At 37.5% G+C, this 12,403-nt stretch carries 10 protein-coding genes; 6 read left to right on the top strand and 4 right to left on the bottom strand.

All coding sequences use genetic code 11. The annotated features are described in order from the left end of the window. Positions 1-15 precede the first annotated feature (15 nt). Complete coding sequence (gene argR, locus GAB14E_RS10975) at positions 16-489, bottom strand: transcriptional regulator ArgR (RefSeq protein ID WP_033082554.1); 474 nt, start codon at positions 487-489, stop codon at positions 16-18. A gap of 239 nt (positions 490-728) precedes the next feature. On the opposite strand from argR, the gene mdh reads away from it, so the two are divergent. Next, on the top strand, positions 729-1,664 hold the full coding sequence (gene mdh / locus GAB14E_RS10980) for a malate dehydrogenase (protein ID WP_033082491.1): 936 nt from the start codon (positions 729-731) through the stop codon (positions 1,662-1,664). Positions 1,665-1,763: 99 nt separating this feature from the next. Here mdh and ispB read toward each other — a convergent pair whose 3' ends face one another. Then, positions 1,764-2,747, bottom strand: a complete 984-nt coding sequence (ispB, locus tag GAB14E_RS10985; RefSeq protein WP_033082490.1) for an octaprenyl diphosphate synthase — start codon at positions 2,745-2,747, stop codon at positions 1,764-1,766. A gap of 284 nt (positions 2,748-3,031) precedes the next feature. On the opposite strand from ispB, the gene rplU reads away from it, so the two are divergent. From rplU to folA, 4 genes are all read left to right on the top strand, one after another. Then, on the top strand, positions 3,032-3,343 hold the full coding sequence (rplU, locus tag GAB14E_RS10990; protein WP_033082489.1) for a 50S ribosomal protein L21: 312 nt from the start codon (positions 3,032-3,034) through the stop codon (positions 3,341-3,343). Positions 3,344-3,358: 15 nt separating this feature from the next. Next, positions 3,359-3,616 (top strand): 50S ribosomal protein L27, encoded by a 258-nt coding sequence (rpmA, locus tag GAB14E_RS10995; protein ID WP_011045240.1) that lies wholly within the window; start codon positions 3,359-3,361, stop codon positions 3,614-3,616. Positions 3,617-3,767: 151 nt separating this feature from the next. Continuing rightward, positions 3,768-4,931 carry an Obg family GTPase CgtA gene (gene cgtA, locus GAB14E_RS11000; RefSeq protein ID WP_033082488.1) on the top strand — a complete coding sequence of 388 codons (1,164 nt, stop codon included), beginning with the start codon at positions 3,768-3,770 and terminating at the stop codon, positions 4,929-4,931. A 112-nt stretch (positions 4,932-5,043) separates the two neighbouring features. Next, positions 5,044-5,568, top strand: coding sequence for a type 3 dihydrofolate reductase (folA, locus tag GAB14E_RS11005; protein WP_033082487.1), 525 nt, complete (start codon positions 5,044-5,046; stop codon positions 5,566-5,568). 204 nt (positions 5,569-5,772) lie between these two features. On the opposite strand, the gene GAB14E_RS11010 is transcribed toward folA, so the two are convergent. Continuing rightward, a complete protein-coding gene (locus GAB14E_RS11010; RefSeq protein WP_033082486.1) occupies positions 5,773-8,286 on the bottom strand; it encodes a galactose oxidase-like domain-containing protein in 2,514 nt (837 codons plus the stop codon). 777 nt (positions 8,287-9,063) lie between these two features. Then, entirely contained in the window at positions 9,064-11,250 is a 2,187-nt protein-coding gene (locus GAB14E_RS25540; RefSeq protein WP_033082485.1) for a PPC domain-containing protein, read from the bottom strand. A gap of 490 nt (positions 11,251-11,740) precedes the next feature. Between GAB14E_RS25540 and GAB14E_RS11020 the strand changes: the two genes are divergently transcribed. Continuing rightward, positions 11,741-12,403, top strand: a 663-nt coding sequence (locus GAB14E_RS11020; protein WP_033082484.1) for an AraC family transcriptional regulator ligand-binding domain-containing protein, incomplete at its 3' end; no start/stop codon positions are given.

Genomic DNA, 12,403 nt, shown 5'->3' with positions numbered 1-12,403 from the left:
TTTATGTTTAAGATTTTAGCTTAAATTCTTAGAGAATAGTTGCTCTAATTTTTTGATGGTATCGTTTATTTTACTCACATCTGTCGGAGCAATAAAAATAGTATCATCGCCGGCAATAGTACCAAGTACACCATCACTTTTACTTAAACTATCTAACAGGCGAGCGATTAACTGGGCTGCGCCAGGACTAGTTTGCACAATGATCATTACTTCATTGTGTTCTATTTCTAATACCAATTGTTTGAGCGGGCTTTGTGCTGTGGGTACGCCTAATTCTGCGGGTAAACAATAAACCATTTCTTGGCGAGCATTACGAGTTCTAACTGCGCCATATTTACTTAGCATGCGAGAGATTTTTGATTGACTGATATTTTCAAAACCATTGGCTTTTAATGCATCAACGATTTCCCCTTGAGAGCCAAACTGTTCTTGTTTTAATAAACCTTTAAATGCTTGTACTAGTGCTTCTTGTTTTTGTAAAGCGCTCATCATGCGTAAGTAACCCTGTAGTAGACTAAAGTGGCGTTTGTAATCAATATGTTTAACGCTATTATACGTTATCGTATCATCATACTGGAAGTTAATATCGAGTATAAGGTTATATCAATTGTTTTTTAGTTGCTTATACTATATCTTTTGCCCAGCAAAAAATTAACGTATTTACTCGAATAATATTTTAATAAATCATTGTACAAGAAATAAACCTCACTTAATTTCGGAGAAATCACATGAAAGTAGCTGTTTTAGGCGCCGCAGGCGGTATTGGTCAAGCATTATCATTATTATTAAAAACTCAATTACCAGCAGGTTCTGAGTTATCTTTATATGATGTTGCCCCTGTTGTTCCGGGTGTTGCCGTAGATTTATCACACATCCCAACAGATGTTAAAGTTGCAGGTTTTGGTCGTGATGACCTAAGCAGTGCGTTAACAGGTGCTGATATTGTTTTGATTCCAGCAGGTATGCCACGTAAGCCAGGCATGGACCGTGCAGATTTATTCAACGTAAATGCTGGAATTATTAAAGTATTGGCAGAAGGCATTGCTGAAAATTGTCCTAAAGCGCTAGTAGGTGTAATCACTAACCCAGTTAACGGCACTGTGCCAATTGTTGCTGAAGTATTCAAAAAAGCGGGTACTTATGATGCAGCTCGTCTTTTCGGTGTGACTACATTAGATGTTATCCGTTCTGAAGCATTTGTGGCTGAACTTAAAGGCTTAGATGTTGCTACCGTTAAAGTACCAGTAATTGGTGGTCACTCAGGCACAACTATTTTACCATTACTTTCACAAGTTGAAGGCACTACTTTCTCAGATGAAGAAGTTGCTACGCTTACGCCTCGTATCCAAAATGCCGGTACTGAAGTTGTTGAAGCCAAAGCTGGTGGCGGCTCTGCAACATTATCTATGGGCGCTGCAGCGGCACGTTTTTGTATGTCTTTAGTAAAAGGCCTACAAGGTGAAGATGTTGTAGATTACGCTTACGTTGAAGGTAACGGTGAAGATGCACAATTCTTCGCACAACCAGTACGTTTAGGTGTAAATGGCGTTAAAGAAATTTTAGCATACGGTGAGTTAAGTGCTTTTGAACAAAAAGCCAAAGAAGATATGCTTGCTACGTTGAAGAAAGATATTAAAGAAGGTGTTGATTTTATGGCTAGCTAAGTCACCATAAATCAACATTAAAAAAGCCCTGTTATCATTGATAACAGGGCTTTTTAGTTTCTGACTTTTGAGGCTGATGCATTAAATTAATGCTTTAGGTTAATGACTACGGTTAGCGGCGATATGTGCCAAAGCGATTAGTGCCTGCTTTTGTTCACTGTCAGCAATAACTTCGAGTGCTTTGATTGCTTTGTCTGCTTCAATCTCCGCTTGCTGCTGGGTATAGCGCAAAGAGCCTGTGTCTTCCATAGCTTTAAGGATCAGCTCAAGGTTATCCATACCATTGCCCAGTTCAATAGCCTCTTTAATTAGCTTCTTCTGAGCTTCATCACCGTGTTTCATGGCATAAAGTAGTGGCAGAGTAGGTTTTCCTTCAGCAAGGTCATCACCGACATTTTTTCCCATCTCTTTGGCGTCAGCAGTATAATCCATAATATCATCTACTAACTGAAAAGCAGTACCAAGGTACATGCCATAATCAGCCATGGCTTGTTCTATTTTTTCGTCTTGTTTAGATATTACTGCAGCAAGGCGTGTTGCGGCTTCAAATAATTTGGCTGTTTTACAGTAAATGACCTGCATATAACTTTCTTCAGTCGTGGAAGCATCGTTGCAGTTCATTAATTGTAATACTTCACCTTCAGCGACAATATTCGTGGCATCAGATAAAATATCCATTATGCGCATATCACCCAGTTTGGTCATCATTTGAAATGAACGGGTGTAAAGGAAGTCACCTACTAACACGCTGGCACTGTTACCAAATAAAGCATTGGCGGTTTCTCTGCCGCGGCGCATATTTGATTCATCTACAACATCATCATGTAATAAAGTTGCCGTATGAATAAACTCAATAATAGCGGCAATTTCTAAATGTTGTTTACCATGATAAGCTAATGCCCTAGCCGCGAGAACGGTTAACATAGGGCGCATACGTTTACCGCCACCGTTAACAATATATATACCGAGTTGATTAATTAATGCGACATCAGATTGTAATTGATCGTAGATAAGATCATTAACTGCTGTCATATCATTTTGTGCTAATGTCTGTATTGTTTTAATATTTACTGTATTGCCCATGCTGCTTTCTTTAGCTATTTCGATTAGTTATTTTTGATTGAATAGTAATCAAAAACATTTAATTAGTTGATGAGTCAAAGTTTACACTAAATTTTAAGCAAAACTAGCTTTCTAGTCGCTTTGTTCTAATTCATAGAATAAAAGCAAATAAAAAGCATAAAAGCTCAATAAAGTTAATAAATGATCGTATTTATACTTGCCCTAGTTATATTCTTCGCGTAGAATTCGCGCCCTATATTTTTAAAATTAGCGTCACACATTTGATGACGCAGTACGGAGTAGCTATGTACGCGGTATTCCAAAGCGGTGGTAAACAGCATCGTGTAACCGAAGGACAAACAGTTCGTCTAGAAAAGCTAGAGCTTGAAGTAGGCGCAACAGTAGAATTTGATAACGTTTTAATGATCGCAAATGGCGATAACATCAATGTAGGCGCGCCTTACGTTGCTGGTGGTAAAGTTGTTGCAGAGGTTGTTACTCAAGCTCGCGCTGATAAAGTTACTATTGTTAAATTTAAACGTCGTAAGCATTCACGTAAACAAGCGGGCCATCGTCAATGGTTCACTGAAGTGAAAATTACTGGTATTAACGGCTAATTAGGAGCATTTAACATGGCACATAAGAAAGCTGCAGGTAGTACACGAAATGGTCGCGATTCAGAAGCAAAACGCCTAGGTGTGAAACGCTTTGGTGGTGAATCTGTTTTAGCTGGTAACATTATTGTTCGTCAACGTGGTACTCGTTTCCACGCTGGTAGCAACATGGGTATCGGTAAAGATCATACTTTATTTGCTTTATCTGACGGTAAAGTACAATTTGAAGTGAAAGGTCCAAAGAGTCGTAAGTTCGTTAGCATTATTGCTGACTAATAAGAACTTAGATTTATAAAAACCTCGCTTCTAGCGAGGTTTTTTTTTAGTTTTTTTTTGACTGAGTAGGTATTAATTTTTAGTCAGTCAAAAATAGTTTATACTAGCACTATAAAGTAAAAGCACTATCACATTAGGGTTATGAGATTCCATGAAATTTGTTGATGAAGTTGAGATCAGAGTTGAAGCGGGTGATGGCGGCAACGGCTGTGTCAGTTTCCGTAAAGAAAAATTTATTGAGTTTGGCGGCCCTAATGGTGGTGATGGCGGCGATGGCGGCGATGTTTACCTTCTTGCTGATGAAGGCTTGAACACATTAATCGATTACCGTTTTGAACGTTTTCATCGTGCTAAGCGTGGCCAAAATGGTCAACCGCAAAATTGTACGGGTAAAGGCTCAGATGATTTAGTGCTTAAAGTACCCGTTGGTACACGCGCCGTCGATCAAGATACCGGTGAGCAAATAGGTGATTTAACCTATAAAGGCCAAAAAATGCTTGTTGCTAAGGGTGGTTGGCATGGTTTAGGTAACTTACGCTTTAAAAGTAGTACCAACCGTACACCTCGCCAAAGAACTGATGGTACGCCGGGTGAAATTCGTAACCTTAAACTCGAGTTATTATTACTTGCCGATGTCGGACTGCTAGGTCTACCAAATGCGGGTAAATCCACTTTAATTCGTAGTGTTTCAGCAGCGACACCAAAAGTGGCTGATTATCCATTTACCACCCTAGTACCTAATTTAGGTGTGGTGCGTTTAGATACTCAACGTAGTTTTGTGATTGCCGATATCCCGGGAATTATAGAAGGAGCGGCTGACGGTGCGGGTTTAGGAACACAATTCTTAAAACATCTTGAGCGTTGTCGTATATTATTACACGTCATTGATATTATGCCTGTTGATGGCTCAGACCCTTTAGAAAATGCTAAAGTAATTATCAGCGAGTTAGAGCAGCATAATGAAAAGCTTGCTGGCAAACCTCGTTGGGTTGTCTTTAATAAACTTGATTTAGTATTAGAAGAAGAAGCTAAAGAAATTACTGATGCTATTTTAGCTGGTCTTGATTGGAAAGGAGAGGTGCATAGTATCTCCGCATTTAATCGCACCGGTACTAAAGAGCTCTCATACAAAGTGATGAGCTTTATCGAAGCGTTACCTCCTGAAGAGGAAGAAGTCATTGATGGTAAAACGATCGAGTTTAAATGGGATAATTATCATGAAGAAACTATCGCTGCTCATAGCTCAGATGACGACTTAGACGATGATGATTGGGATGAAGATGACTACGATGTTGAAGTAGAATATCGCCAATAGGTTTTAATCACAGTCATTTATATTATAAGCACTGGTTTATTTAGTTAAAGCAGTGCTTTTTTTTAAGATTTTTACTAGCGATAATACCGAAAAATATTTTTGAGAATTTCATATGACCATTTTATCTATGATCGTTGCCACTGCTGATAACAATATTATTGGTAAAGATAATACTATGCCATGGCACTTGCCAGCCGATTTAGCCTATTTTAAGAAAGTGACCTTGGGTAAGCCTATTATTATGGGGCGGAAAACCTTTGAATCCATTGGTAGAGCCTTACCAGGGCGACGCAATATTATTATATCTCGTGATGAAAACTACAAACCACAAGGTAAGGGTGCTGATAGTGTCGATACTGTTACTTCAGTTGAGCAAGCATTGGCCTTAGTTGATGGCTCTGATGGTAGTGACGCGGTTGACGAGATTATGGTTATTGGCGGCGGGGCAATTTATGTGCATTGTTTACCTAAAGCGGACCGATTATATGTCACTCATATTAAAGCTGATATTGACGGCGATACCCAGTTCCCCAATTATGATGATGCTAGCTGGCAAAAAATAAGTAGTGAATTACGCGCAGCTGATGACAAAAATGTTTATCAGTTGAATTTCTCGATTTATGAGAGAAAGGGCTAAACTTTAATTTTAGCTGTGTGTCGGACTTAGTTGCTCTCTTAAGTTATTTATTTAACTGCAAGTGTTTTCGCTCGTGCAATTAACTAAAATAATAATATCCTTATGAAAAGATTTAGTTTCCAATAATTATATTTTACCTCATATTTCATATTATTGAATTGCATGAAGTCACTTTCTTAGTGACCCCATGCAATACCCTGATGTTTATTGAGCCATCAATGTGATTTTATCTATTTCAGTGCCATTTTCTCTTCGAGCAATGAACAAAGTATGCTCACCGGCAGGGAGGTCTATAAACGTCGTTATTAAGCGAGATTTCCATTCTCCAAGTGTTTGCCAATTATTTTGTGTCGCCCATGCACCGTCATCTATGCGGTAATAAAAAGAGTCATCTTGATTCCCCTGCGGTGTTCTCATTGTAATAGATAATGCAACTGGAGCAGTTTGAGTCAAATTAAAAGTATAACTTGCTAGTCCTTGTGCTTGTTCATCAGGAATAGCAACTTGTTGATGGTTATCAGTATGTGGCCAAACAATATAATTGCCATTGGATGCATCATTATCATTGATTACTTCAAATGGTGTAAACAAAGGTTGTGAATTAGCTGATTCAGCTTCAATTGATAGCGTTTCACCAGGTGAGATTATTGGGAAAATACTAGCTTTTGGCATACTAACCTTTATGGTTTTAGATACTGAAGGTACACCTTCGTCATCAATAGCAAAGAGCATATAAAGACCTGGAGTCAGTACATTTTTGTTTTGGTGTGCTGATAAATGATATTTACCATTAGCTAACTCATTAAAGTCAACGTTAACTAAGCGAAGACTAGTATTTTGTTGATGTGTTTGCATTGAGAACCTGATCATTGTAAATTTTACAATATTATCAGAGGCATCAACTTCAAATGTCATATTATTAGTTATTTGCTCCGGTGCCATTTCAATAATAGGCCTAGTAGCAAGTGAGCCATCTGTATTAAATAAATAAGGAGGGGAATAAATTTCAGCATCAAGGTGATTGTTGGCGCAATTCTTATCGTCGTCACATAAACCGCCTCCACCAGAAAACACTGTGCCATCTGGAAGTAACAGAGCCATGGAATGATAGGTTCTTGGCACAGCCATATCAGCCATATTAGCCCATGTTTCCGTAACGGGATCAAAAACTTCAGGTGTGAGCACCGCAGATTCATCACTGAACCTTTGACCTGATACATTACCACCAATAACTAAAACTTTTCCTGTAGGGAGTACAACACTGTTATGGAACTTCCTAGCAAAAGCCATAGGGGCAACATTTTTTATTACAGGCTCTTCCTCAGTAATATCAATAATCTTCGCTTTATTTGTACTGCTACTATCTGTTTCTGCTTTATATCCTCCAGCCGTTAGTAATTTACCCTCACCATACATAATAGTTACCCCATTTTTAGGATACCAGTCGGTTTGTAATGAACCTACTTGCTGAACTGTTCCATCTCCTGTTACATCTAGGTAATGCATTGTAGGTGTTGGGCCTGAGTGAAATATTTTGCCGTTAGGGGCTAAATTGAATAAAGGCCACCAACGAGATTCCTTATATTTATTTCCTGGGTCTGTATCATTTCCACACTCATTGTTTGGATCATTGTCACACCTATTTTTATATTGATGACTTAAAATAGCCTCAAACAAGTCAAGATCAGGCATTACTTTCCATCCATTACTCTGTTCCCATAGCTCAGGTAGAGGCTCTCTAAACCTGCCTAAAGCTGTTAACACTGAATCATTAGGCATGCTAATTGTTGTTGGATAGAACCGGCCATAAGTCATATCCCCAGCATCGCTCCATGTATTAGTTTTATGATCAAACAAACTCGACTGGTTGTTATAACCACCGCCACCGTTGATCAGCAAATCACCGTTATTTAGACTAACCATACCACCACAAAACATATCGTGTTCACGGTTTGGAACATCGATAAAAGCACCAGTTTTATAATCCCATGTTTGTGCCATAGTAGTGTGTTGAGGAAGCTCTTGATTAAAGGAGTCAATACGATTAGAAGAGAAAGTAAGTATTCTTCCATCGGGTAAATTACCACCGGCAACAGGTACATGAGGCCACGGAAGTATAGGCCCCCATCTACCAAGGGTTGAACTTTGCTCTATGTTTTGTAATTGAGTAACCTGTATATCCTTGGCAGGCTCTAACAACGCTATTGGCATTGCGCTTTTCAGCCCTTCATAATAACCTGAAACCTCAGCCCAAACTTTATCATTTTCAGCATGGTCAGTAATATCCATCATGCTAATAGTCGCTTCGTCTGTTGATTCAATACGTGTGCTTATGAAGGTCTTGGCTCCATTAGTGTCGTTTGTCGTTTCCCATTTACCTTCAAGGGTGACAGGACGATATTTAAAACCCCAAAAATTCATGGTAATTTCTTCTTGAAATTTTAATGTTATTTCTTTTTGATTTTCATCAATTAAATAAAACTTTGTGATTTTAGATTTTGCGTCCCAATGAACCATAAAGGTGCCATTTATTTTTATAACATCTTCAACTTGTTGTGCAGCACTCCATAATTGAGGTAAAAGATTACCATCTGTCACTTGTTGTTCGTTAGTGTGGGTATCGTGTGCGAGTACAACATTAATATTAACAGCTGAAAAAAGTAAACAACTAAAAGAAGTGTAAGTAGCTAGCATTTTAAATTTATTTTTTTTAAACATCTTATTCCCTATACATAAAATTATTATAATGATGTCAATATCAGGTAAGGTTTAATTTGTTAATATGCATAATTGAGTTTTATAAAATTAAGCACTTCCAGTGAGGACTGAAAAAGATGGTGTTAATAACATTTTTCAAAAATAGGCACTTTCTTACAACAACAATTACGGTTCCTTAGACTGATTCGACAGTGCTAATTTTAGCATCTAAAGATTATTATCCTTTTATCTATGTAGCTCAAATAATTAACTATTAGGTTCATTTTTACACTATGCGGGGAAATATTATTTACAAATAAACCAGTAATAAATGCCGATAAAATTCAAGTCAGACAAAGCTAACTAGGCAGGTAAATGTATCGATGTTGAAATGCTACATTAATGAAAAACAAGCATATTCAACAATGATTAAAAAGAAGAAGTCATTTGCCGTTAACACGCTACTTATATAAAGGAATAATCTTCCAATAAGTTAGCTTTACTCAAGAGTCTAGGAAGCTAAGAGGGAAGTTGTTTTTTAGAAGTTTATTGATTGCTAGGCTAGAGGGTGACTGTAGATATTATTTGATATTTCACGGTACGTTATGTGGGCGTACCTGATTGCTTTTTCAACTATTTATCTTTTTGAAGTTACACATTTTTTTGAAACTACACATCATTTTGAAGTGTTAGTAAAAGCGGCTTAATTAAATAGGCTCTACAGATATTTATTGTAAAAATCTGTAGAGCCTTAACAAAAACCATTGCGTTTTGTGCAATATCTATAGCTGTACTTGGTTATGGAATCGTGAAGCTTCCTGTTAAATTTACAGCTGAAAAATCAGCAAAACCTCGTACCATTACATGATAAGTTCCATTTTGGGCGGAGGGCATAGTACAAGTTTCGACATTTCCGCCTCTAAACGGAACACATTCAAGGCTAGTAGCTGGTACAGCAGCTTGTACTTGTGTAGGAGGGGTCTCAAATTTCACATATAAATCAGCATCCCCAGAGCCACCATTAATACTGAACTCTAACCCTGTAGCACCTTCAGGTACTTCCAAGGTGAACCTTAATTCTTCAGTTGTCGTACCGGTTAATTCAGACTTCGCAACACCATTTTCTAAAATGTTGCTTGTTATTGGTGCTTCAACGAATAGCCCGGTTAAACTTACATCTGAAAAGTTAGAAAAGCCTCGTACCATTACGTGATAAGTTCCAGCTTGAGCTGAGGTCATAGTACATGTTTCAGAATTTCCACCGATAAATGGAACACATTCGAGAGCAGTAGCTGGTACTGAAGATTGCACTTCGGTAGGCGGTGTTTCAAATTTCACATATAAATCAGCATCCCCAGAGCCACCAGTTATAATAAACTGTAACCCAGATGCTTGCTCAGGTACTTCCAAGGTAAATCTTACTTCCTCTGCTGCTGTACCCGTTATTCCAGATATTGTAACACCATTTTCAAGAGCCGAAGTTGGCGGTTTTGGCTGAGAAACATGCTCACAGACAAAGTTAGTCAACACCTCTTCTCGTTGAGGTAAAAAAACATCGGTTAACGCCGGTGATAGATTTCCTTGTTCGGTGATGTGAACGAAACCTGCGCTGTTTGGCCAGTTGATTGATTGTCCTGTACTGTCAGTACCAATAGAAGTACCATTTGAAAATTGGTGACAACCACCACAACTAGTGGCTTCTGCCCTGGCTAAAAGTTGCTGTTGAGTTATATTTGAACCCAAGTTCGTTAAAGTATTAGTAATATTATTTCTTAGACTAATTCCGGTATTTCGATTGATATTATCACTAGAGTCCTGTGCATCACTTTGAAATTCATTAAAACGGTTTGGAACCGACATGCCGATCTGATTGATTAAAGCTCGGCTTGTTGCGGCAGTTGCATCATTTGATATTAACTGTGGTAGTAAATCAGTAATAAAGGTTGTCTGGAAATCAGATCTTAGTGTGTTGAATAGATTAATATTACTTACCGGACCACTCGTTTCTAAGTTAAAAGGGGCCTGCTGGTCATAGAATTCTGTTAATGCATTATCTTTCACCGTCTCAACTTCAAAATTAACCTGATCTGTTGAACTAACCGCAGTTCTAAACTCCCTTAACTGCCAACGAAAATCAAGAAACTGGTTTGTTCTTACTTGGCCCAAGGGGGCATTGTAGTGTGCAAAGTCAACTACAGGCGCTAATGTTACAGGCGAACCATCAGCCCCCTGAGTGCTCAGTCCCTGATAAAAGAATTCCTCTAGCATAGTGACACGTTCAACATCGGTTAAGTCTGAGGAAGCCAAAGATACCCAAAAATTTGCCACTGAGGTACAGCCTTCAATGCCTTGTTCTGGACGTGGATTGGGAAGTGCTGATTCAAAAATGGTAAAGAAACGGCCAGCTCCGGTTTGTAAACTTGGGTCGCTTGCGTTGCGACCAGGATTTGCATAAACAATTCTATACTCTCCGCAATGGCTTCCGTCGGCTGGCGCAGTGTCAAATCGATTAAAGACTCCAACGGGGAACCACTCATCAACTATCGCTTGAGGAGACATTTGAGATTCAAGGGCTCTTGGGTTCACTGGAACCTCAAAGTTAGTGCCAGAAATAGACTCCGGATTTGTAGCTGATGTTAATGATAAAGTATCAACAAGAGAGGCGACTAATTCTACATTTGACGTATTAGTATTTGAGTTAGCACTATCAATAATTCTTGCCAGTGTCTTGCTAAACTTAAATGGTTCAGCTAATAGATTAACATCGTTAAAGACTAGCCAATGCTTAGAGGCTCCTGATGGTGCGGTTACAATATCTTCAACAGCATCACATGACGCATTTATTTCAGAAGGTGCATCATGTGATGCTTTTTTGTTTGAAAGTAAATTCATTAAATCGTTTGTAGTGGATCCTGAGCCAGACCACGCCTGCGTTGCAAGTAATACACTACATGCTGCAATACTTTGAATAAATGATATTTTCATTTGTACTCTCTTATTAGTTTATGAATTTATGTTTAATTGTTGGATTTATAGAGCCAACCTAAGTGTTTTTTATTTCTATTGTCTTTAAGTTATTGAAATAATTGTTACTTTATCACTTGTGTTGGGCGGTTCTATTATCAATTGAGCTCAAGTGGTTGTTCATTGAGCTCATTATTTTTAAATATGTAAGCTAGAAAATTGTAATAATTTTCTAGCTTACAAACTAAGAAAATGCCCTGCTTTTTGACATATGAATGAAAACCACAAAATGGAACGGGAGTTGGACACGCTGACTAAAGGAAAAGTGGTTATGATGTTGAATTAAAAAAGCCGTAAAAGGCTATTAAATCATTTAAGAGAGAATTATCTTAATAGGATTGTTATTTTTTTGTTACGTAAATGTTGTTTTTTTGTTGTAGGTCTGTGATAAATATTAATTGTATTTAAGGTATGCTCAAGATCACAACTTATAATTCGATAGCTTTATAAAATGGAAAATACAAAGAAAAAGAACACTTTTATAAACCGAAGAATCCCTCTAGCCTCAATGTTGTATGTAAAAATAGCTGAGCGCTTTGTTACTGGAAAAGGTATGGATTGTTCTGTAATTAATAAAATGAGTAATAAAGGTGACGAAACCCCAAAACTTCCTTTAAAGGATGTTTTAGATTTTTGGGAAAAAGCAGCAGTATTAATTAAAGATGAGGCCCTTGGTTTGAGTATAGGGATTAATAGTCATTTAACCGACTATGGGATGATAAGTCATATTCTTATGAATAGCCAAAACCTCTATAAAGCACTTAAGTTAATTGATTTTTATAGATATTTAATGAATGAATGTTTCGAAAGTAAATTATTTTGCAAAGGAAATATTGTTCACTATAAGCTTGATTTCACTTATGAACATCCAGCTAGTTATCATTTAATTGAATTTCATTTTTCGTCCATTATCCATCTTGGAAAACAAATTGCTAGAGTAAATAAAAAGCATGACATTAGTCCTTATAAAGTAGAATTTTCTCATGCACCAAAAGCTCCAATAAAAGAATATCAGAGAATATTTGGAGAAAACATAAAGTTTAATCAAAATAAAAATTCTTTACTTTTTTTAAATGAGACACTTTTAATTTCAACCCATTCACCTAATGAAGAA

It is taken from the genome of Colwellia psychrerythraea (assembly GCF_000764185.1).
In the GTDB taxonomy this organism is placed as follows: domain Bacteria; phylum Pseudomonadota; class Gammaproteobacteria; order Enterobacterales; family Alteromonadaceae; genus Colwellia; species Colwellia psychrerythraea_B.
Note: the sequence above shows the minus strand (reverse complement) of the source record. Positions and strands in the feature narration are given on the sequence as shown.

Coding starts and splice junctions, on each gene's coding strand:
- argR (WP_033082554.1), bottom strand. CDS start 489: ATGAGCGCTTTACAAAAACAAGAAGCACTAGTACAAGCATTTAAAGGT.
- mdh (WP_033082491.1), top strand. CDS start 729: ATGAAAGTAGCTGTTTTAGGCGCCGCAGGCGGTATTGGTCAAGCATTA.
- ispB (WP_033082490.1), bottom strand. CDS start 2,747: ATGGGCAATACAGTAAATATTAAAACAATACAGACATTAGCACAAAAT.
- rplU (WP_033082489.1), top strand. CDS start 3,032: ATGTACGCGGTATTCCAAAGCGGTGGTAAACAGCATCGTGTAACCGAA.
- rpmA (WP_011045240.1), top strand. CDS start 3,359: ATGGCACATAAGAAAGCTGCAGGTAGTACACGAAATGGTCGCGATTCA.
- cgtA (WP_033082488.1), top strand. CDS start 3,768: ATGAAATTTGTTGATGAAGTTGAGATCAGAGTTGAAGCGGGTGATGGC.
- folA (WP_033082487.1), top strand. CDS start 5,044: ATGACCATTTTATCTATGATCGTTGCCACTGCTGATAACAATATTATT.
- GAB14E_RS11010 (WP_033082486.1), bottom strand. CDS start 8,286: ATGTTTAAAAAAAATAAATTTAAAATGCTAGCTACTTACACTTCTTTT.
- GAB14E_RS25540 (WP_033082485.1), bottom strand. CDS start 11,250: ATGAAAATATCATTTATTCAAAGTATTGCAGCATGTAGTGTATTACTT.